The organism is Rhodophyticola sp. SM2404, from assembly GCF_053570515.1.
The window spans coordinates 239,503-262,285 of the sequence record NZ_JBSEDL010000001.1 but is presented as its reverse complement, the minus strand read 5'-3'; the positions used below and the strand labels follow the sequence as shown (position 1 = coordinate 262,285).

Below are 22,783 nucleotides of genomic sequence, written 5' to 3'. Positions count from 1 at the left end.
CAAAGGCGCTGAGTGCATTACTTTCCAGTGAACTCGATAGCTCCTTCTGGAAGAAGATAGAGGATATAGGCATCGCCTCCGCTGACGGTCGGATGATGCTCAGAGCCCGCGCCATAGACATACCAGCCCTCGGCCCTGCCATCGAAACGCGGCGCGCCTTCGATGGGGAAAATCGCGCCAATCTCGCCATTGGTATGGATGTGATGGGGGCCTGAGACGTCTTTCATGCGCACGACATCAACACTGAACTCCGCCGCCGCTGTGCCGGGTTTGACCGCGCGGCCAAATTTGATCCCGCCCATTTCGCGCGACATCAGCCAGCCCTCGGCCTCGCCTTGCGCACAGAGTTTGGACAGGGTGATAAAATAATTCGAGTTGGCAGCGAATTCGCTGTTCAACCGCGCCTCTAGCGCCTCATCCAAGGGTGCTCCGGAAATGGCATTGGCCACTTTCCCAACCAATTCGACGAATTGCGTTTCGGACATGAAACCCTCCCTGGCTTTGCTGAGTCGGCATTATATTGGCTATATAATGCAAACTCACACCCGATCAGGCAAGTGTTTTGACAGCTTTATGCATTTTTTTGCATAAAATTCCGCATGAGGTGGATCACCCCACCCGAATAAGCACCGCCATCGCACTATCGCCAGCCGCGCAGCCTTGGAACAGGCCCAAACCACCACCGCGCATTTCCAGCTCTTCGATCATCTCCATGATCCCGCGAAGCCCCGTTGGCCCCTGCGGATGCCCCCAGATCAGAGAGGAGCCGAAATTGTTCATCTTGCGCCAATCAAGATCAAACGCCTTTGAGAAGGCAATATCATTTACCGCAAAGGGGTTATGGGATTTGAACACATCGACATCCGTGATCGCCAAACCCGCCTGCGCCAAGACCCGCTTGGTGGCCTCGATCGGCGCGGCGGGCATATGGCCTTTTTCTTCACGCGCTTGCGCCAAGGCAAGAACCTCAACCACAGGTTTAGAACTGCCCGCTATTTCCTGCGCGCGGGCACGATCTTTAACCACAACCATACCTGCATTGCCGTCAGCGGGGTGGGTCTGGCCCGCAAAGGTCACCGTGCCGCCCTGTTTGACGGGCCGCAGCCCTGCCATTTTCTCAACATCGAGGGGCTGAACCCCTTGGTCACCCTCCAGCACGGCAAGGGTTTTGCGAAAGCGCGCATCGGGCACGTCGAAAGCGGCCTGCATATAGCGTTTTTGAAAGGCGCGATCATCCTTGAGCGCATCTTGATATTGGCCATGGCGATAGGCCACGACCTCATGCTGTTCGGCGGTCTCGATTCCGAAACGCGCGGCGACATTTTCGGCGGTATCGACCATCGCGCCGCAAGCATAGGGATCATTGCTGAAACTGCGCAGCACCCAATCCTCGGATTGGCCCGTGCCGCCAACCCCCGTGGGCGCGGGGAAATAGATATGCGCCCCGTTGGAGGTGCGATCCCCCGCAGCCAGCAGGGCCACGCTTCCCTCACCGCGGGCGAAATCCCCCGCAGCATTTGCCAAAAGGCGCGGGCCTGTCGCACAGGCTTGGTTGACGGTCGGACAGGCCAGATGTTCGGCCCCGATCATCGCGGTGAACCATGGGCCTGCATAAAAACAATCGGGCTGGATGACAGTCCAGCCATAGACTGCCATATCGAAAACCTCGGGCGCGATATCGCGCTCAGCCAAGGCTTCCTTGGTGACATGGGCCGCGAATTCGATGGAATGAAGATGGGCCAAAGCGCCCTGCCAGCGGGCGAAAGGTGTCGACCAATAAGCGCCATAGGGTATGAACATCAGCTTGCCCTCAGATATGGATCACAGATTGATCAGCATCGTCATAAAGCCGCGCCAATAAGCCTGCGCGCCGCGTCAGGATTTTGCGGAAGTTGAGATTGCCTTTGGCTGTCATCTCGCCATCCCCCATCGAGGGCGGCTCGCTGAGCACCAGCGCCCGTGAAATCCGACTGGCCGAGCCTTGGCTTTTGCGCCCCTCCAGCTTTGCGATCACGGCTTTGGACAAAGCCTCACTGGTCAAAGCACCGTTTGCATCCTCAGCCCCGTCCGCCATCGCCAGCGCCTCGGGCGAGGGGAAGATGAACAGACCGATCTCGGATTTATCCGCCCCACAAATCACGATGTCTTGGCACAGCGGCGCAAGCTCGCCCAGAAGCTCAAGCCGCAGATTGGCAGCGCGCACCCAAGTGCCCGTCATCAGCTTGAAATCTTCCGAGATACGCCCGTCGAAACGCAGCCCGAGATTGATATCCTCGGCATCCACGAATTTCACCGCATCCCCAGAAATCAGGAAGCCTTCTTCGTCAAAAAGCTCATCCGTTCTTTCGTCATTCTGGAAATAGCCTGGCGTGATATTGGGGCCGCGCACGCGCAGATCGCAGCGCATATCTTCATCAGGGATCAGCTTGACCTCACAGCCCGTCATCGGCACGCCGATAATGCCCGAGGCAGTCGTGGGTTCATGCACGATCAAACAGGCAGGCGCGGTTTCGGTCATCCCCCATGACGAGGTCATCAAGGGGACATCCCCGCGCACTTCACGCGACATCGCCTCAAGATCAGCCCAGACATCCTGCGGCAGCGAGGCACCTGCGTAAAAGATCATATCGAGATCCGAGAAATAGCTTTGGCGCAGCTCTGCATCCTCGCGCATGGCATCGCGCAGCATGGCAAAGCCAACAGGCACATTGAACGCCAAAGTGCCATTCATCAGGCGATTGTTCTCGATGGTCTGCCCCACCAGCGCCTTCACGGGTTTGCCCGCATCGATATAAAGCGAGCCGCCATTGGCCAGCATCATATTGAAGTTATGCGAGCCACCGAAAACATGGTTCCAAGGCAACCAATCCACGATGCGCGGCGGGCGCGCCCTCAGGAAAGGCATAGCATCGGCAATCTGGCTTTGATTTGCGCAGATCATACGCTGCGTTGTGATCACTGCTTTGGGGTTGGAGGTGGAGCCCGAGGTCATCAGGTATTTCGCCACCGTATCAGGCCCGACCTTTGCGGCCACTGCATCAAGGTCAACGCCGCTATCGCCTTTGAGCAGGTCTTCGAAAGAGGTGACGCCGTCGCCCGCATTGCGGCTTGCAACCTTCTCGACGCCCTCGAACACTTCCAAAGCCAAGGCCCCTGCATATTTCGCAGCATCATCGGCAAAGACCAGTTTCGGCTTCACCAGATCGGCGCAATAGGTGATCTGGCCATTGGCCGCGGGGATCAGCGAATATTGCTCGGCCAATGGAACGGTCGGAATGCCCGCATATTGCGCAGCCAAAGATAACAGGCCGTGATCCACGCCATTGCCCGACAGGATCATGATCGGCGTGTCGCCACCCAGACCCCGTGCAAGCAGGCTGGATGCCAAGGCGCGCACCATCTCACGGGCTTGGCCATAGCTGACCTCGCGCCATGCAGGGCCTGATCGTTCGGCGATGAAAACGGCGTCTGGCCTGCGGGCCGCCCAATCATCAAGCCAGTCACCCGATTTCGATACATATTCGCTCAACTCATAGCCTGAGCGCAGTATGATCGATCCGTCCTCGCAGATTTCGCGCTGGACATTATGAGGCAGATATTTGCCGCTCATATCAGTTTCTCCTCCCTCGGCGGGGCTGTCAGACCCGCCTCCCCTGCAAATCCAATTCGCCGCCTAGCGGAATTTCGGCGCGCGCTTTTCAAGGAAAGCCTTGAGGCCCTCCACCGCATCAGGACTTGTCTGCGCCAAGGCGGCACAGAGGCTCTCGACAAAGAGCCCGTCCGATTGGGACATATCATTGATCCGCGAAATCGCCTGAATCATGAAGTAATTCGACAAAGGCGCATTGCCTGCGATCTGGCGGGCAAGCTCCTTGGCGCGGGTCAGGGCCTCGCCCTCGCCGACAACGTAATGGGCAAGCCCAAGGGCCATGCCCTCCTCAGCGCCATATTTACGGCCCGTCAGCATCATTTCGGTCATGCGGTCCGGCCCCAAAATACGCCCGACCCGTGCGGTGGCACCGCCGCCCACAAAGATGCCGCGCCGCCCTTCGGGCAGTTGGAACAGGGTTGAGGGCTCGGCCACACGCACATGGGTTGCCGATGCAATCTCAAGCCCGCCACCCATCACAGCGCCATACATGGCCGAGACAACAGGCAGTCCGCCAAACTGGATTTTATCGATCACCGCATGCCAATGGCGGGAATGGTAGATCCCCTCCTCGGCTTCGCGGTGGACATGTTCGGACAGATCAAGCCCTGCACAAAAATGCCCGCCCGAGCCCGTCAGCACCACCGCCCGCACGCCCTTGGGCGGGGCCGAGAAAAACACGTTCAACTCTTCGATAAACGCATCCGAGACGGCATTGCGCTTATCGGGGCGGTTGAAGGTCAACACGGCGATATCATCTTCGACATCTATCAGAACGAGAGGTTCGGACATCAGGGCTCCTTTTGCCACTTTGGCAGTCTAATTCAGCGGTCCACTCAGTAGAGCAGGAACAGCGTGATCACGGGGAAGGCGACCAGAAGCGACACGCGCAGCAGATCGGTCACCACAAAATACATCACGGCCTTATAGGTCTCGACCATCGGGGTTGAGCGATCCATGGCGTTGATAACAAAAAGGTTCATACCCACAGGCGGTGTGATCAGGCCGGTTTCAACGACGATCAGAACCAAAATGCCAAACCAGATGGCGACATATTCCGCCTCAAGGCGATTAACGCGGCTCTCGGTAATGGAGACACCAAGGGCGCGGGCCTGTTCACGGGTCAGTTCAATGCCTGAGGCCACCGAGGCCTGAATATTCGACAACATATCCGCCGCCATGCCCTCAGGCACGCCTGATGCCAATATCCGCGCGGCTTCTTCCAGCTGCATGGAGGTGAAATCAAGAAAGCCGAAATCCAGCGTCATAATAACGGGAAAGAAGATCGGAATGGTCAGCAGGATCATCGACAGGCTGTCCATCACGCAACCAAACACGAGATAGAGCAGCAAGATCACGATCAGCACGGTATAGGGTGTGTAGCCTTGGCTCACGACCCAATTGGACAATTCCTGCGGCACTTGTGTCAGCGCCAGAAACCCGTTGAAAAACGCAGCCCCCAGAACGATCAGGAAGATCATCGCGGTCGAACGCGCGGTGGCGGTAAAGCTGTCGGCCAAGGTGTGACGGGTCAGCCCGCCATTGAAATAGGCGATCAACCCTGTACCGATTGCACCGATTGCAGCGCCTTCAGTCGGGGTGAAAATACCGCCATAGATACCGCCCACGACTGCAACGAATACCGACAGAACGGGCCAAGTATTGAACAAGGCTTTGAAGCGTTCGCTATAGGGAATTGCAGGGCGCGTTCCTGCCGCATTGGGGTGCAGGCGCACATAGATCGAGATCGCCAGCATATAGCCAAGTGCGGCCAGAATACCTGGAATGAACGCGGCGAGGAAAAGCTTGGCGATGTTTTGTTCCGCCAAGATCGCATAGATCACCAAGACCACGGAAGGCGGGATCAAAATGCCAAGAGTGCCGCCCGCAGCCAAGGTGGCCGAGGAAAACCCGCCTGCATATCCGTAGCGTTTCAGCTCGGGCAAAGCCACGCGGCTCATTGTGGCCGCTGTTGCCAGCGATGAGCCACAAATCGCGCCGAAGCCCGCACAGGCCCCGATGGCCGCCATGGCAACCCCGCCTTTACGATGCCCCAAAAAGCCTTCAGCGGCCTTGAACAGCGATTGCGACATCCCCCCGAGTGTCGAGAAATAGCCCATCAACAAGAACATAGGCACAATCGACAAGGAGTAATTCGAGAAGGTGGTATAGGCCTCGCTCTTGAGGCGGGCCAAGGCCAGAATAGCATCGCCCTGAATGGCGATAAGGCCCAGAAACCCTGTCACGAACATCGACAGACCGATTGGAACGCGCAGGAAAATCAGAAGCAGCAGAAACGGAAAGGACGCCATGCCGATTTGAAGGTTACTCAATGTTCGGCTCCCAGTTCGTCGTCTTGGGCAATGCTTTGCCCCGTAATCAGTTCAACAACCCGCACGCCCGCATGATAGATCGCAACCAGCGCCGTGATGATCGCCCCGAACAGGCTTGCCGCATAAGGCCACCAGACAGGGAATTGCAAAAGCAGCGTGGTTTGCCCGCTGCTGATGCGGCTATCCATGCCCTCTTTCAACTGCCAAGCGATGATCACGAAAACCACCGCAAACAGAACCTCGATAAAGGCTTTGAGGATACGGTCGCCCCGCCCCTTCATCCATGAGGTGAAGACATCCACGGCAGCATGTCCGCCGGTCATTTGCGTCAGCGGCATAAAGGCAAAAATGGTGAACGCCATCAGCGCTTCGACCAGTTCAAAATCACCACGGATCGCGCCGATGCCCATATCGATCAAGCCGCGCGCCGCATCGCCCAAAAGGGCTTCGGCCACAGCGGAATGAAGAAAATCATTCAAGGCGCGCCCAAGGATCGAGACCCCGATAATCAGGATCATGGCACCCAAGGTCACCCCGCCAAGAAGGGCCATAAAGCGTGCAACTGACATGACAAAACGATGCATGAAACGCACCCCGTGGTTTTTTGGTATTTCAATGAAATGAAATGGATCGCGGGGCGCGTAAGCGGGTCCGTACCCCGCGATCCTGATATTATGGCATAGCCTTCGGCTTAGCCGTCATAGGCGTCCATCAAGGCGCGGGCTTCGTCGATCAATGCCTGACCGTCGAGGCCACGTGCATCCATATCGGCGATCCATGTCTCGTAGATCGGCTGAGCAATCTCGCGCCATTCGGCGGCCTGCTCCTCGGAGACGGTGATGATGTTATTGCCCATCTCGACCGCTGCTTCACGGGCAGGGCCATCAGCATCCGCCTGTGTGCCGCCTGCGAAGATCGAGAATTCCAGACCGGAGTTCTGATCAATCACAGCCTGAAGATCGGCAGGCATACCATCATAGACATCTTGGTTCATCGCCAGAACAAAGGTCAGGTTATAGAGCGCAGGACCTTCGAACTCGGTGTGGTTCTCAACCAATTCAGGAACACGCAGCGCCGCTGTTACTTCCCAAGGAATGGTTGTGCCATCGATCACACCACGCGACAGCGCCTCGGATACGGCAGGCACAGGCATGCCGATCGGCTCGGCACCGAGCAATTCGAGAAGCTGGTTCACCAGACGCGATCCACCACGAATTTTCAGACCTTCGAGGTCAGCGGGGCTTTCCACTGGAACATTGGTGTGGAAGTTGCCGGGGCCGTGAACCCAAGTGCCCAGAATGTGCACACCGTCAAACTCAGTGTCGCGCATATGGGTCTCGAACATCTGCCAATAGGCAGACGAGGCCGCGCGGGCATCGGCTACCATGAAGGGCAGCTCGAAAACTTCTGTGGTTGGGAAACGACCGGGCGTATAGCCGACAACCGTCCAGATCACGTCGGCCACGCCGTCCATAACCTGATCCATCAACTCAGGGGGCGTGCCGCCAAGCTGCATTGCGGGGTAGCGCTCAACGACGATACGGCCATCCGAGTCGGCCTCGACATTGTCGGCCCAAACATCAAGAACCTGACGCGGAACATTGGCCTGAGCAGGCAAAAACTGGTGCAACCGCAAGGTCACTTCTTGCGCCATAGATGCTGTCGTCGACAGTCCGGTGGCAATGGCAGCCATCCCAAGGGCACTTGCGAACCCCATCAAGTTTCTACGATTAATCATGTGTATTCCTCCCTAGCTTACTCGAACAAATTTTTGCACTATCATGCCAAAATTGTCTCTCTCGCTGCGACAAGCTATGCATGTGTAGCACTTTATTGCAACAATAACTTCAGCCGCCAATGCAGGGTATCAATCACATCACCCCAGATTTGAATGCTGCTATTGGTGCCTTCCATCCGACCTTTTTTCGTTGCGTTCTATCAGCTAAACGTAACGAGATCAGAACAAACACCTTACAGCAAGCGGCTTTAGCAATCGCACTCCCTGACAGAAATAGAACCTGCGAAACAAGATTGGTCAATAGTATAATTGTTTTGCTACTTAACAATATTATGAAGAGGGAGGGTGGAATCTGCCTTTGCAGATGAATTCAAAGCCGCGCGATTGCACATGCACGTGATGCCTTGGCTTGACCGCAGGGCCAAATCACTGAGTATGATTCTCACTAATTCCATGAATGCCTAAACGCTGCCTGCACGCAGAAATTTTTGCCGAAACCACTTTTGCCGAAACGATATTGAACAGTAGCCCAGATGAACTCTGATGATGACCCCAAGAAACAAAACCCCGACCTGCACCAGCAGCACCGTGCGGCGATGCAAAGCTTGGACGGATACAGCGCGTTCCTAGAAAGCCTGCATCTTCAAACCGAGACACTGGAAACAGGTCAAATGCGCGGTGATCCCCTATTCTCTGACTTTGAGGAATATGCGGCAGCAGCGGTACAGAATTTTCTGGATACGTCTCCCAATTCGCTCAGCGGCGACACCCAAATCCTTGCCAAACATGACTGCGCCGCTGTCACCGTGACACAAGCGGGTCAGATACAACAAGCCAATGAGCAAGCCCGCACGGATTTCGGCCTGATCAGCGAAAAGACATTGGAAGAATGCAATATCCAATTGCTGGGTGACACCGATGGCCCTTTTCTGCGGTCCTTGCTCGAAACCGAAATCGATACCCTTTTTCATATCCTGCAGGCGCGGATCACGACGAGCGATACTTATCTGACCGCAGCAATCTCGCGGATCGAAGATACCGAAGCCAGCCAGCCCCTATTCCTGATCCTACTGATCAGACCGCCAGATTCCTCCCTTGCCACGCAAATCCTGACGCAGAAATTCGGCTTCACAAATAGTGAAGCAGATGTTGCCAAGGCCTTTCTGGACGGTGTGTCCCTGCGCGAGATCGCGGGTTTGCGCAAACGCTCCTACACGACCATCCGGAACCAGTTTCAAAGCGTTCTGGATAAATCGGGCTGCGACTCGCAAACCGCTTTTTTCCGTCTGGCATTCAGCCTGCTGCAACTCGCGGATCGAACCAAACAGGTGACCGCAGCGGCCCGCCCAACCAAGACGCGCATTGTGTCCCTGCCCCGCCCGAAAGGCCGTGTTGTGGAGTTGGCGATTTGCGGCGATGAGATGGGGCGGCCCCTGCTCAGCCTCCCGAGCCTGTTCGGGCACGGGATCACGGCCGAGATCGAGGCATTGCTGCATGAACGCAATATCTTCCTGATCAGCGTCATGCGCCCCGGCTTCGGGGATACATCGCCCGTGCCACAAGATGCAGACCTCTTTGACTGCACAGCAGCTGACGTGGCCGCGATCCTCAACTCGCTGGAAATCACCAGCTGCCCAATCATTGCCCGAGCCTCGGCTGCGCGACCGTTTTACAACCTCCTGTCGCGCCTGCCCGATCGTTTCACCAAAGGCGTGATGGTAAACGGGCTTATCCCTCGAAATTACATCGCGGGCAAAACGGTGGCCTCTAAATGGACCACCGCTTTGATGAGTGTCTCGGTCCTGTCTTTTCCGATCGCGAAACTCATCTTGGGCACAGGCAACAGGCTTTTGATGCGCTCCAAGGGCGGTGCATTCTTGCAGAAGATGTATCAGGAATCCCCGTCTGATCAGATCGTCCTTGCAGATGCAGATGTCGTCCACTCGATCAAATCAGGTGTCCAAAAAATCACCCAGCAAGGGCTGACATCAGGCGTTCTCGAGATCGTTGACGGGTTCAAGAACTGGTCTGACGAATTGGCTGGGGTCACCACACAGGTGACACTCTATCACGGGGCGGATGACCCCAATGTGCCCCTTGAAGGGGTTGCTGAATTCGCAAATGACCACCCAAGCGTCCTGACCCTAGTCACCGAAAGCAAGGGGGGCGGGCAGCTCAGCTATTCGCATTTTTCGCGGATTTTGGACATCGCTTTCGGGACAGAATGATCTGCCCTAGGCTGCACAACACCGCTTAGGCCAATGCGTCCCTGATCAACTTTGCCAAAAGGCCATAGCCCGTTGCATTCACATGCAAGGGGTCTGCGCCATAGAACATCCCGCTTGGGGCGCCATCGGCATCCAGCATGGGTGTATGGAAATCGATGAAAGTCCAATTGGGATCATCGGCAACCCCTGCTTTGATCAAGGCATTGGCCTGCTGTATCTGCGGCTGGAGATGGGCCCGAAAGGGGCTCGGTTTGATCGAGACGACATAGCATTTTGCTTGCGGTAAATGCTCTTGCACCTCGGCGCGGAACAGCTCGAAGGCCGCGGCGACTTCTTCGCCCGACGCTCCCGTGCCAATGTCATTATCGCCTGCATAGAACACCAAGGCACTGGGATCATGCGGCAAGACCAGCCGTTTGAAATAGCTGCGGCAGGCGGTCAGGGTCGCCCCGCCAAACCCGAGATTGACCAGATCGGATTGACCAAGATCGCGCGCGGCATCGCTCCAAAGGCGGAAGGTCGAGCTGCCATAAAGCGCCACCCGTCCGGGATGTTTGCGCCGTGCCAAGCGAAATTCCAGCTCGCGCACATCCGCCTCGAATTCCTGCTCCACGGGGCTGACAAGCCCGACATTGGTGATCACCCCTTCAGGCGGTGTCGCGGCGCGGGCATTGACCTCTTCGGCCAGTTCGCGTGCCTCGGCCACATAGCCGCGGAAAATCTCGCGATACCAAGCGAGGAAATCTCCCATCTCGTTGCGGTCATTCACATCCTTCACATGATCGCTGATCAGGAAGGGGGGTTTGATCACCGCCGCATAGGTGGTTTGCGCAACCGAGTAGTCGAAATTGGCCAGCGCAATGGGCACCAGATAGGGCGTGGGCTTTAATTGGGCGGCCAATAGAAACGCCCCAGGCTTGAAAGGGCCAGGTGATGTCGGCGTCAGGTTATCTGGCGTCTCCGATGTACCCTCGGGCGCGATTGCAAGCGGGCGGCCTGCATCAAAAGTACGCTGAGCCTCAATGAAAAGCTGCGCTTTGCGCCGCTCTTTTTCCTCTGGGGTTTCATCAATCCAATCGGATTCGGCATTGCTGACAAAGATATTGTCCAGCCGCGCATAATAGCCGTTGCGCCAGAATTCGGTGTTGCGGCTGGCACGGACGATCCGCTGCCCGCCATCCCCGTATTTCGGCGTAAGGATCTTGGAGGATACAAAGTGACTATCCACCGAGAAGGCATGACCATTTGCCAACTCATTCTCGGGGCAAGCCGCGAGATGGTTGTAGAAATAGATATTGCTGGCGGTCTGGGGCAGATGCTCCATCCCTTTGATCGCATAGGCGACTTGGTCAAAAGCGCGCGAGAAATCGGCATTCGAGAGTTCCCGCAAGGTCACGGGGTTGGTCGCGCGGGCCGCACTTGTAACACGGGTATAAACGGCATTGAGCCCTTTGAAAAAGCGGTGCTCCCGTTCAACCCCATCCAGCACATCCATCATCAGCCCCGCGACCGAGCGTTCGGCATCATTGCCCGTCACGATGGCATCATAAACACTGTCCAGCGCATGACCGACTGTGAAGCGGTTACGCAGGGCATGGGGCACGCCATGCAAAACCGACTCCACAGGAATGCGAGCGGAATTATCTTGCAACAGCGCCTCGATATGAGCGGCCTCATCATCGGTTGCGGTAAAGCTCAACCCAGCAGCGGTCTGCTGGTATCGGCCCAATTGCCAGATTTGGCTTTGGAACAGCGTCGCGGCCAGTGTCGGGGCCTCGCTGATCAAGCGCTGGATGTTTTCGGGCGACAGGACCAGCATCGTGGTATCCCGCGTCGCTGTCACGGTATAGGGGGCGGCCATATCGCTATGACCATTATGCCAAGACAGCGCCACACCAGGGCGAACCACTGTGCGTACCCGCTCCTTCGGTCCGCCTTTGCGCGCATCGGTATAAGCGGCGGCAACCCGACCCGAGAACAGAATTTTGACCCCATCCGAGGGCGCGCCCTCAACAGCAATCCGTTGTCCTGCCGAGAACAGTTTCATCTCGGAATAACTCAGGAGCTGCGCAATTCTTTCTACGCTGAGGGGGGAGAAGAACGGCGCATCAGCCAGACGGCGCGCCACATCGAAATCACTGCCATGGCCCGCACCTTCATCGCATGAGGGATGTTCCGCAGGCGGGGCTTCGGGCAAGCCACGTGTCGCCCATAGAAGCTTGGTCGCTTGAGCCAGAACAAGGCTGTAGAATTGGGCCGCAAAGGGTGGATCAATCATGAAAAGATCGCGCAGAGCATCAAGATCAAGGGTGATATATTCACTCCCCGCCGCGAGTTTGATCTCGGATAGATACCGCCCAGGTGAATTCAACCCCGACACGCCCAAAGGCACCAAATGCCCCGTGACTGTTCCCAGCAATGTGGAGGTCGTGCGGCGTTGCTTGAAAAGCTGTGCCTTGCCCGAGACCAGAAAACACAACCGATCAGCAATGGCGTTTTGCTGCAGAACAACCTCATCCTGCGCGGCGGTTTGCATCGTCGCCAAGCTCGCAAATCTCGCTTGGCTATCGGCGCTGACTTGAAATGGGATATTGCGAGTTTTCGCAACGGCGGAGAGCGCTTCTAAAATATGTGTAGAGATGACTTCAATCCTACCTTGCCAAGCTGATGCAACGACCGTCTTTGACGTGCCAATACTCATAGCACCAGCAGTGGAAAAAGAGGTGGAAAGATCAATGCTCGCGCGGGTCTATGCGCACCGCGCAGCCATCACTTTGCATGATTTTATAGATCAATGCTTAAAAAACATGCAGATGGAAAACCATCCGAAAAAGTAGAGGGCTCAGGGCACAGCGCGCCTTGAGCCATCTAAATCGGCAAGCCCTTGCGGGTCGCGTCAGATGCGCAAACCGCTTTCGCTATCAAAGTAATGGGCCAGCTCAGGCTTGACGGTGAAGCCAATTGTGCTGCCTTTTTCCTCGGCGGGCGGCTTCTCGGTCTTGGCGATGAATTCGGTGCCATTTGCTGTGATCAGGTGGACCAAGGCGTATTCACCAAGGTTTTCGACCAATTCCAAACGGCCCTCGACAACGGCTTTGGCAGCCGTCGAGACGGCCAAATGTTCAGGGCGCAGGCCCACTTGCTCGGTGGCCGCGAGATCACGACCCAAAACCTTACCTGCATTTTTGCCAAGATCGCTTGCCGTGAAGAAATTCATCTTCGGGCTACCGATGAACTGGGCCACAAATGCATTCGCAGGGCGGTCATATAGCTCGATCGGGGAGCCGACCTGTTCGATCCGACCATCCCGCAGCACCACGATTTTATCGGCCAAGGTCATCGCCTCGACCTGATCATGGGTGACATAGATCATCGTGGTCTTCAGACGTTGGTGAAGGCGCGCAATCTCGAGGCGAGTTTGCACGCGCAAGGCCGCATCAAGGTTCGAGAGCGGCTCGTCAAACAGGAACACCTTCGGGTCGCGCACAATCGCACGGCCAATCGCGACACGCTGGCGTTGACCGCCCGATAGGTTGCGCGGGCTGCGGTCGAGATAATCGGTGATCTGCAGAATTTCGGCTGCGTCTTTTACGCGGCGGTCAATCTCGGCGGGGTCGGTCTTGGCCTGTTTGAGACCAAAGGCCATATTCTTATAGACGGTCATATGCGGATAAAGCGCGTAGGACTGGAACACCATGGCCACGCCCCGCTTTGAGGCAGCGACAGAATTGACCTCCTGATCCCCAATCGCGACGGTGCCGTCCGAGATTTCTTCCAGCCCTGCGATCATGCGCAGCAAGGTGGATTTTCCGCAGCCCGAGGGACCGACGAAAACGACAAATTCGCCATCCTCAATGTCGAGATCAACCCCGTGCATGACTTGCAGGTCGCCATAGCTTTTGCGCACATTGCGCAGTGTCAGACCGGCCATTTTGTCTCCAATTCTTTAATTTCATCGCGCAGAGTTTCAATGAACTCGGGATAGGTTTCGGGCAGCTCGCCCCAAAGCTGACGATCTGTCAGGAACGCGTCGCTTCCCAGCAGTGCCGAGAGGTCATCCCAAGCGGGTTCCACATAGGCAAAGGGTATCTTGCCTGCCGCGACATGGCGGGCAAAAACATACCAACTGGCGATACTGCGGATGCCATGGATGGGCAGGATGCCCTGCGCAAAGCACCCTTCAAGCGTGGGGCGAATGAAGATCGGGAATTTCGCCATTCCATCTGCGGAAATGCGGGCCACCGTATCGCCGATCGCCTCATTGCCAAAGCGCCGCGTGATATGGGCAAGGTAATCCTGCTTCGAGAAGGGCAGATCAATCGTGATCGCGGGCAGCACTTCCTCGGTCTCATAGCTTTGGAAATGCGCGTTCAGATGTGGCTGGCGCATGGCCGCGTCGAAGGTCTCGATCCCCTCAAGGGCCGCAAGATAGACCAAGGCAGTATGCCCGCCATTCAGAACCCTGATTTTGGTTTCTTCATAGGGGTCGACATCAGCGGTGACCGTTACGCCTGCTTGGGCCAGATCAGGCATGCCAGAGGCTTTGCTATCTTGTAGAACCCATTGGGTGAAATCCTCGGCCATGATCGGCGAGGTCACATCCTTGCCCAACATGGCGGATAGATCGCGCCCAAGGGCGTCAGGGCTGCGAGGGGTGATCCTGTCGACCATCGAACAGGGGAAGGCCACATGGGCGGCAACCCAATCGGCCAATGCCTGATCGCCGCAAGCCTCCAGATAGGCCAGAAGATTGCGGCGCAACATCTTGCCATTTTGGCGGATATTATCACAGCACGCGATTGTCAGAGGGGCGGAGCTATTGGCCATACGCAGGCCAAGTGCCGCGCGCAGATAGCCATAAACGCTCTGCGCATCGCCGCCCGAAACCTCGGATGCGATCATCGGATCGGCGGTGTTCAGCGCGCCACTGGGCCCAGTGTAGTAGCCACTTTCCGTCACGGTGATTGTCACCAGATGAACAGAAGGCTCGGATAAAAGAGCCTCGGACTGCGCCTTGTCATGGCTCCAATCTGCAAAGGCGACATGGCTGCGAACGCGGCGCAGCTCAACCTCTTCATCGGCAGAATAGGATTTCAGGAAATACCCGTCATGACGCGCGATATCGGCTTGGGCGGCTGCAAATTGCTCGGCTTCCGAGCCGCGCAAATTCACTGCCGCAATCCCCCAACGCAGATCGCCCGAGGCTTCCATATAGTCATCCAGATACACGGCCTGATGGGCGCGGTGGAACGCTCCAAAGCCCAAATGCACCACACCAATCTGGCAGGCAGACCTGTCATAGCGGGTGGCGAAATCAGGGATCAGCGACGCAGTGTTCACGAGGTAGACTCCAAATGCGGTGCAAGATCCCTACGCGCGGTGTCGCGGTATTCGGAAGGTGTCATGCCCTTGAGCTTCAGGAAATGTCGGTTGAAATTGGCAAGGTTCTTAAAACCCGCCATCTCGGCGATCATGATGATCTGATCATCGGAGGCATAGAGCATGCCGCAGGCCTCGCCGATGCGGATACGGTTCAGGAACGCCACAAAACTATGCCCCGTGACCGCCTGAAAATTTCGGCTAAACGTAATCTCGGTCATGCCCGCCATTTCGGCCGCTTGGGCAAGGGTCAGACCTTCGCTGAAATTCTTGACGATGTAATCGACAACTCCTGCGATACGGGCCTGCTTGCTGCCACCTTCGGGCTGGATCAGCTTGGCCGAGGAGAGGGTTTTCTTTTCGGCATGTTCATTGAGGCGGACAAGAAACCGCACAAAGGCCAGAATGCGCTCGGCCCCCTTATTGTCGCGGATCGCCTCCATATGGCCGCGCGCGAAAGTGGGGTTGAAACCCTCAAACAGAATGCCCGATTGCGCCAGTTTAAGCATCTGCAGCACTTGGGCAAATTCGGGAAAACCTTCGGCCAGTTTTTCAACGCTGGAATGGCTGAACTGAACCAGCATATCGCGGATCGCCACAGGCTCGGACCAGACCTGATCGGTGATCCAGTTATGCGGCAGATTGGGCCCTGTCATGAACAGATCACCCGCTTTGAAGTCACCGATATGGTCCCCCACAAAGGCCTTGCCCCGCGTCGCCGTAATCAGGTGGAGCTCGTATTCTTCATGCGCATGCCAGCGGCACAATTCACTGGGCCAGCCATGTTCAAGATAGCGGATGGACCGTGTCTTGCGGTCAACCATTTCAATCTCTGGGGCAATAATCGACATCAGATCACCTCAGCACATTGCCGCCATCGACACCGATGGTTTGCGCGGTCATGTAGGATGATTGATCGGAAGCGAGGAAGACAGCGGCCCGTGCGACATCATCGGGCTGGCCCATATAGCCAAGCGGTACGGCCTCACCGACCTCGCGCTTTTTCTGCCCCAGTTCCTTGCCCTCAAATCTGGCAAAAAGGGCATCAACGCTTTTCCACATGGGCGTATCGATCACACCAGGGCTGATGGCATTGACCCTGATGTGATGCGGCGCAAGGGCCAAGGCCGTGGATTGCGTGTAGCTGATAACGGCCGCCTTGCTCGCGCAATAATGCGCCACAAGAGCCTCGCCGCGATGCCCCGCTTGAGAGGCAAGATTGATGATCGAGCCCTTCTGATTATGCGCGACCATTGATTTTGAGGCGGCCTGCAAAATCGCATAAAAGGCGCGCACATTGACGCCGAACAAACGGTCGAGCTGATCCAGATCACCCTCTTCCAAAACACTGCCCATTCCGAAAATGGCCGCGTTATTGAACAAGATGTCAGGTTTGATCTCGGCAATCCAATCGGTGCAAGCCCCCAGATCAGCACCATCTAGAAGATCGAATTTTTTATAGCGGGCAGGCCCGTCAAAGCTGTCGGAAATGTCGGTGGCATAGACCTGCGCCCCAAGCGCCGCGAAATGCGCAACAGCACTGGCCCCAATGCCGCCGCTGGCACCTGTGACCAAAGCGGTCTTTCCCGTCAGATCTGTGGGGGCGGCGTTCAACATTACTTGACCGCTCCGAAGGTAAGGCCCTGCACCAATTGCTTTTGACAGAACCAGCCCAAAACAACGATCGGGGCGATGGCCGCCGTGGAAACCGCTGAAAGGCGCCCGAAGAACAGACCCTCAGGCGCGCGGTTGCCCTCGATCAGCTTCGACAGGGTCGCTGCATCAATCGTGGTCAGGCGCACTGTCCAATAGGCCTCGTTCCAGCAGAAAATGAAGGTCAGCAACGCCGTAGAGGCAATGCCGCCCCAAGCCAGCGGAATAAGGATATCCTTGATCTCGCCCCATGTGCTGACACCATCCATTTTGCCTGCTTCAATGATCTCCTTCGGGATTTCCTTGAAATAGGTGAACAGCATCCAGATCACGATCGGCAGATTGATCAGACACAGCACCAAGATCACAAGGAAATGGGTATCAAAAATCCCTAGGAAATTCTTGGTCAGGAAGGTCATCGGATACAGCACCGCCGCCGCTGGCAACATCTTGGTCGACAACATCCACATCAGGATGTCTTTGGTGTGACGGCTGGGGTCAAACGCCATCGCATAGGCCGCAGGCACCCCAACAAAAAGGGCAAAGACAGTCGCGAAGCTGGAGGTGATGACCGAATTGATCGCAAAGCGCCAATAGTCATAATTCTCGGTCATATTCGTGTAATTCTCCAAAGTCGGCGTGAAGAAAAACAGGTGTTCAGGGCGCACTGCATCGGCATCGGTCTTGAAGCTGGTAAAGACCAGCCAGAAGATTGGGAAAAAGAAGATCAGCGCGATGGTCCAAGCCAGAGCCGGCCAGAGGACATTGCTGAGTTTTGAGGATTGAGCGACTGTTGCCATGATCTTGGTCCTTAATCCATCAAGCTCTTGCCAACCATTCGCAGCAAAAAGATTGCGATGATATTGGCAAGGATGACTGCGAAGATGCCCGTAGCACTTGCAGCACCGATATTATTCGAGGCGAATTCACCGATCAGATAGGGAAGGTTCTTGTTGCCGTTCCCTCGGCTGACAATCTCGATTTCCGCATAAAGCGACAGGTGAAAGATCGACTGGATCATCACCACAATCGCGATCGGACGCGCCAGATGCGGCACCGTCAAATTGATGAATTGCGACCATGCGCTGGCCCCGTCCAATGTGGCGGCCTCTTTCTGGGACTCGTCCTCGGATTGAAGCGAGGTCATGAAAATCAACACCGCGAAAGGTGTCCATTGCCAAGCCACCATCATGATAACGGCATAGGATGAGGTCTGGGTCGCGCGGAAGGAGATCGGCTCGATCTCGGGCCAGAGCGAGAAGAACCCACCCAATACAGGGAAATCGCGCATACCCGCCACAAAATCATTCAAGCCCGATACCGCGATCCCTTGCAGGCCCAAGACAGGGTCAAGGATCATGTTGATCCACAACACGGCATTCACCGCGGGCATCACGAAAAAGGGCGAAATCAGAAGGACCCTGACAATCCCGCGTCCGGGGAAGGAGCGGTTAACCAGAACCGCAATGCCAAGGCCCAGAATAACGGTGATCACAAGGATACTGCTGACGATGAAAACGCTGTTCTGGACTGCGAACCAGAAATCGCGCGCATTCAAAACATATTCGTAATTCCCGAAACCCCGCCAGTTGCTCAGCGCAGGGGTGGTCCATTCAGGCCGGATCGAGCTGTTCAGAACATATCTGATAAACGAGAAATACAGCGTCATGCTCAGCGGAACCAACATCCAAACCAGCAAGAGAAGCACAGCTGGGGTTTGGAGAATTCGAGGGAGCGTGCGTTTCGACATAACTCTCGTGCCCTTTGCGAAGCGGAGGTTTCGGTAGGTTTTGCAAGTGTCAGGATATCGATCAATGGCGCAAGGGCGCTATGGTCAAATCCGACGGCTGATCAAATCAGCGAGGGCGGTAGAAGGACCCGAGATACAACCCGGGCCCTTCGATCTTTTCAAAGACGATTAGTAGTAACCGGCTTCAGACATGATCGCGTCTGCGGCAGCTTGTGCATCCGCCAGAGCTTCTTCAACTGTTTTCGCACCGGACAGAGCAGCTGCGATTTCTTGCGCAACGGCTGTGCCTACTTCGGGGAATTCAGGGATAGCTGCGAACTGAACGCCAACGTAGGGCTTCAGGTCTGTGGCTTCAGGAGCCGCAGATTCAATCGCTGCCATTTCAGCGGCTGCAAAACCAGCAACTGCTTGGAACTCAGGGTTTGCATAGGTGGATGCGCGTGTCCCTGTTGGAACCGAACCCCAACCAAAGTCAGGATGTGCAGCTACCGCTTCAACATAGGCCTGCGAAGTTGCCCATTCGATGAAGTCATGTGCAGCTTCGGAGTTTGGCGACCCCGATGGAACAGCCATTGCCCATGCCCACAACCAGTTTGCACCAACAGGGTTACCTGCATTTGGCGATTGAGCGTAATCTACGCCGTCAACTTCGAGGAAGGACGCCGCGATTGTTGCGTCGATCCACATGCCACAACGACCTTCGTTATAGAGCGCGAGGATCTCGTTGAAGGAGTTACCCTCGGAACCGGGAGGGCCATAGGTGCCCAGAAGGTCAACGTAGAAATTGATCGCTGCATTCCATTCGTCGGAATCGAGTGCTGGACGCATATCTGCATCAAACCAAGCGCCACCGAAGGAGTTCACAACAGTGGTCACGAAGGCCATGTTGTCGCCCCAGCCGGGCTTGCCGCGAAGACAAACACCGTAGACACCCTCATCAGGGTTGTGGATCGCATCAGCGGCTGCGCGGATGTTATCCCACGAGTCATTGTCAGCGATTGTGACGCCAGCGGCATCTGTCAGGTCACGACGATACATGACCATCGAGGATTCACCGTAGAAAGGCGCAGCATACAATGTGCCTTCATGCGACAGGCCATTGCGAATGGCTGGCAGCATGTCGTCGATATTGTAGTCAGCACCGAATTCAAGTGGCTCGATCCAACCGGCTGCGCCCCAGATGGGTGCTTCCTGCATGCCGATATTGATGATGTCGTACTGGCCGCCACCGGTGGCTGTGTCCGAGGTTACCTGTTCACGAAGAACGCCTTCTTCCAGCGATACCCAGTTCAGCTCAACGCCTGTATCAGCGGTATAGGCTTCGGCAACAGTCTGCATGTTGATCATGTGGCCGTTATTGACGATCGCGATGGTCAGTGCCTGCCCGTGACCGTCCGCCATTGCAAAAGATGCACCAGCCACGCCAAGCGTCAGGCCGAGTGCGGTTGTCCGCAAAAGTGTCATGTTATTCCTCCCAGAAAACATAGATTCGTTAAAGTCTATGAAAAGAGCATGGAGAGTTATCGAACCCCGCTCCAATACAATACGGACAATTGATTGTAGGATTCTATCAATATGCATCGCAGATTGCGGCAGATGGGGTAGCATCCTTAATGGCGGTCCGTTTTGCGATAAGGATGCGCGATGCCTCTCGACCGCTTTGCTCGGCTTTGTAGCTGGCAATGCCTCTGCGCGTATTCTTGCACGCCACACAGCGCAGAAGCCCCCCAATTGGCCCCTGTCGAGATGCTCTTGATTGCTTCTTTTGACGGTGAGGGCAGCCTTGCGCCTAGCCCTTCTTGCGGCCCATGGGAGTGAGGCTGTCGAATTCGATCCCTGTGGCGGCTTTATATTCGGCCCTATCCCAGAACCCGATCAGGATACCTGTTTCAGCGGCTTTTTTCTGGCGTGCCAGCACCGTGGGTGTCGCCGTGATCCGTGTATGGTGACGCGTGGCCCAATTGAGCAAAGCCGCCTCCATCCGCGCGCGAACGGCCACGTGGTCGGCCGCCTCGGAGCCACCCAGATCATTCACTTCCTGCGGATCGGTCTCAAGATCAAACAGCACAGGGCGGAACCCTTCGCAGCGGATGTATTTCCAACGTCCGTCAAAGATCATCGTGGTATGGGCATGTTCCTGCGGCTGCTCCAGCGTACGGGCCATGTCGGACCAGTGATAATCATGCTGGCTGATTGCGTAATTGCGCGAGAACCCGTCGGTACCATGCAGGATCGGCGTTAGGTCACGGCCTTCGATCACATGGGGTTTTGGTGCACAGCCCAAGGCGGTCATGAAGGTGGGTGCAAGGTCGATCATCTCGACCAGTGCATCCGATACGCTGCCACGGCTGGCATCTGCATCCTTGCGCGGGTCTGCGATGATCAATGGCACTTTCACCGCCATTTCGTGATAGAAATCCTTATCACCCATCCAGTGATCGCCCATGTAATCGCCATGGTCGGAGGTAAAGGCGATGATCGTATTGTCGCTGATCCCCGCCTCATCCATCCATGCAAACAGCCTGCCTAGATTGTCGTCCAATTGTTTGATCAACCCCATATAAGCGGGGATCACATGCTCGCGGACCTCATCGCGGGCAAAGCTCTGACACACCCGCGCGCCCAGATAGGCCTGCATCAACGGGTGGTCATTGTCATGCTCGGAAGCTGAGCGCACAGGCGGCACGATGTGACTTTCGTCATAAATGTCATGATAGGGCGCAGGCACGATGTAAGGCCAATGCGGCTTGATATAGCTCAGATGGCACATCCATGGCCGCCCGTCGGCTTCGGCCTCTTGCATGAAGTCAATCGCGCGATCCGTCATATAGGCGGTCTCGGAATGCTCTTCGGGCACATTGGCAGGCAGGCGCGAGTTCTCTAGCAGCCAAGCCGAAAGCAGGTCGCCATTCTCATCCAGCCCCGAATTGGCGAAATCCTCCCACGGGTTATCCGAAGTGAACCCATGCGCCACCAAATAATCATCATAGGCCGACCAGTTCTGCCGCGCGCTATCAGGGTGCAGACCGTCATCGCGCTCATAGGGTTCAAACCCACATTCCGAAACACGCACACCGATCTCGCTGGCAGGATCAATCCCAAGCCATGCCATGCCCTCGGCATCGGCGGTCATATGGGTTTTGCCCACCAGCACGGCGCGCGCGCCTGCTTCGCGCAGGTGATCCCCCAAAGTGGGCTCGCCCACACGCAACGGCATTCCATTCCAAGTGGAGCCATGGCTGCGCACATAGCGCCCCGTATAGGCCGACATCCGCGAGGGGCCACACACGGGCGATTGCACATAAGCATTGGTGAAGCGCACCCCTCGCGCGGCCAGCGCATCCAGATGCGGCGTGTGCAGATGCGGATGGCCGTAACAACTGAGGTAATCAAACCGTAATTGATCGGCCATGATCCACAAAACATTCGGGCGCTTGGTCATGAAAGATTGTCCTTTTCGGCAGGCTGGTCCGCGATCAATTGATCCACCGGAATGCGCATAAAGTCTTCCAGCCGATCAAGAAAGCCCGCCAGAACGCGAATTTCATCTTCGGAGAAAACCTTGCGCAAAGCAGCACGGCGGCTGGCCATCACAGGCGCGGCTTCTTCATAGGCAGCACGGCCCTTGTCAGTTAGGCTCACAAGGGTCTGTCGCCCGTCCCTGCTGTCACGGTCCATCGTTACATAGCCCTTGTCGCGGATATCGGGCAGCGCACGGCTGAGCAGAGAATGATCCGCCCGCTGGATCGCCGCCAGATCCCGAATCGTCAAAGGACCCGCCTCGGCCAAATCCCAAAGCGTGCGCCATTCCACGATCGACAAGCCACCGCCCAGTGCCAGAAAATTGCGCCCCTGAACCCGCGATGCCGCATAAACAGCAGGCAATCGCGAGAAGATATTCAGCCCCTCACGCTCCATTCGCGCGCGAATTTGTGCGGCATCAATCTCCACCTGCTCGGTCATCAGCTCTCCTCCTGAGGGCATCATGGGCCGAAAGAAAATACGTGACAAGTCATATAAACTCTGCAAGCGTGATTGCGGGCTCCATGCCTG

The 22,783-nt window shown here is 56.3% G+C and carries 18 protein-coding genes and 1 pseudogene; 1 reads left to right on the top strand and 18 read right to left on the bottom strand.

Annotated elements, in window-relative coordinates:
- Positions 1–17: 17 nt before the first annotated feature.
- The 8 genes and pseudogenes from ACTYEO_RS01300 to ACTYEO_RS01265 all read right to left on the bottom strand — a co-directional run bounded on the left by ACTYEO_RS01300 (position 18) and on the right by ACTYEO_RS01265 (position 7,720).
- Positions 18–485, bottom strand: a complete 468-nt coding sequence (locus tag ACTYEO_RS01300; protein ID WP_449321900.1) for a 4-hydroxylaminobenzoate lyase — start codon at positions 483–485, stop codon at positions 18–20.
- A 124-nt stretch (positions 486–609) separates the two neighbouring features.
- Entirely contained in the window at positions 610–1,032 is a 423-nt protein-coding gene (locus ACTYEO_RS01295; protein ID WP_449322211.1) for a hypothetical protein, read from the bottom strand.
- Positions 1,033–1,077: 45 nt separating this feature from the next.
- Positions 1,078–1,800: pseudogene (locus ACTYEO_RS01290) on the bottom strand (thiolase family protein); the annotation flags it as partial.
- A gap of 10 nt (positions 1,801–1,810) precedes the next feature.
- Positions 1,811–3,610 (bottom strand): feruloyl-CoA synthase, encoded by a 1,800-nt coding sequence (locus ACTYEO_RS01285; protein ID WP_449321899.1) that lies wholly within the window; start codon positions 3,608–3,610, stop codon positions 1,811–1,813.
- Between the two features lie 63 nt (positions 3,611–3,673).
- Complete coding sequence (locus tag ACTYEO_RS01280; RefSeq protein ID WP_449321898.1) at positions 3,674–4,441, bottom strand: crotonase/enoyl-CoA hydratase family protein; 768 nt, start codon at positions 4,439–4,441, stop codon at positions 3,674–3,676.
- 44 nt (positions 4,442–4,485) lie between these two features.
- Entirely contained in the window at positions 4,486–5,982 is a 1,497-nt protein-coding gene (locus ACTYEO_RS01275; RefSeq protein WP_449321897.1) for a TRAP transporter large permease, read from the bottom strand.
- Entirely contained in the window at positions 5,979–6,566 is a 588-nt protein-coding gene (locus ACTYEO_RS01270) for a TRAP transporter small permease (protein ID WP_449321896.1), read from the bottom strand. Before ACTYEO_RS01270 ends, ACTYEO_RS01275 begins: the two co-directional genes overlap by 4 nt.
- A 107-nt stretch (positions 6,567–6,673) precedes the next feature.
- Positions 6,674–7,720, bottom strand: a complete 1,047-nt coding sequence (locus ACTYEO_RS01265; protein ID WP_449321895.1) for a TRAP transporter substrate-binding protein — start codon at positions 7,718–7,720, stop codon at positions 6,674–6,676.
- A 533-nt stretch (positions 7,721–8,253) separates the two neighbouring features.
- Here ACTYEO_RS01265 and ACTYEO_RS01260 point away from each other — a divergent pair.
- Positions 8,254–9,948 carry a helix-turn-helix transcriptional regulator gene (locus ACTYEO_RS01260; RefSeq protein ID WP_449321894.1) on the top strand — a complete coding sequence of 565 codons (1,695 nt, stop codon included), beginning with the start codon at positions 8,254–8,256 and terminating at the stop codon, positions 9,946–9,948.
- 25 nt (positions 9,949–9,973) lie between these two features.
- On the opposite strand, the gene ACTYEO_RS01255 is transcribed toward ACTYEO_RS01260, so the two are convergent.
- The 10 genes from ACTYEO_RS01255 to ACTYEO_RS01210 form a co-directional block, all read right to left on the bottom strand.
- Positions 9,974–12,484 (bottom strand): GDSL-type esterase/lipase family protein, encoded by a 2,511-nt coding sequence (locus ACTYEO_RS01255; RefSeq protein ID WP_449322210.1) that lies wholly within the window; start codon positions 12,482–12,484, stop codon positions 9,974–9,976.
- A gap of 360 nt (positions 12,485–12,844) precedes the next feature.
- Complete coding sequence (locus ACTYEO_RS01250; RefSeq protein WP_449321893.1) at positions 12,845–13,879, bottom strand: ABC transporter ATP-binding protein; 1,035 nt, start codon at positions 13,877–13,879, stop codon at positions 12,845–12,847.
- Entirely contained in the window at positions 13,867–15,288 is a 1,422-nt protein-coding gene (locus ACTYEO_RS01245; protein ID WP_449321892.1) for a mannitol dehydrogenase family protein, read from the bottom strand. Before ACTYEO_RS01245 ends, ACTYEO_RS01250 begins: the two co-directional genes overlap by 13 nt.
- On the bottom strand, positions 15,285–16,178 hold the full coding sequence (locus tag ACTYEO_RS01240) for a helix-turn-helix domain-containing protein (RefSeq protein ID WP_449321891.1): 894 nt from the start codon (positions 16,176–16,178) through the stop codon (positions 15,285–15,287). The genes ACTYEO_RS01245 and ACTYEO_RS01240 overlap by 4 nt, the downstream gene beginning before the upstream one ends.
- A gap of 4 nt (positions 16,179–16,182) precedes the next feature.
- Positions 16,183–16,944 carry an SDR family oxidoreductase gene (locus tag ACTYEO_RS01235; protein WP_449321890.1) on the bottom strand — a complete coding sequence of 254 codons (762 nt, stop codon included), beginning with the start codon at positions 16,942–16,944 and terminating at the stop codon, positions 16,183–16,185.
- Entirely contained in the window at positions 16,944–17,780 is an 837-nt protein-coding gene (locus ACTYEO_RS01230; RefSeq protein WP_449321889.1) for a carbohydrate ABC transporter permease, read from the bottom strand. Before ACTYEO_RS01230 ends, ACTYEO_RS01235 begins: the two co-directional genes overlap by 1 nt.
- A gap of 11 nt (positions 17,781–17,791) precedes the next feature.
- Positions 17,792–18,730: a carbohydrate ABC transporter permease gene (locus ACTYEO_RS01225; RefSeq protein ID WP_449321888.1), complete on the bottom strand. Its 939-nt coding sequence runs from the start codon at positions 18,728–18,730 to the stop codon at positions 17,792–17,794.
- Positions 18,731–18,898: 168 nt separating this feature from the next.
- Entirely contained in the window at positions 18,899–20,194 is a 1,296-nt protein-coding gene (locus ACTYEO_RS01220; RefSeq protein ID WP_449321887.1) for an ABC transporter substrate-binding protein, read from the bottom strand.
- 325 nt (positions 20,195–20,519) lie between these two features.
- Complete coding sequence (locus tag ACTYEO_RS01215; RefSeq protein ID WP_449321886.1) at positions 20,520–22,172, bottom strand: sulfatase-like hydrolase/transferase; 1,653 nt, start codon at positions 22,170–22,172, stop codon at positions 20,520–20,522.
- A complete protein-coding gene (locus ACTYEO_RS01210; RefSeq protein ID WP_449321885.1) occupies positions 22,169–22,693 on the bottom strand; it encodes a MarR family winged helix-turn-helix transcriptional regulator in 525 nt (174 codons plus the stop codon). Before ACTYEO_RS01210 ends, ACTYEO_RS01215 begins: the two co-directional genes overlap by 4 nt.
- Between the last annotated feature and the right edge of the window lie 90 nt (positions 22,694–22,783).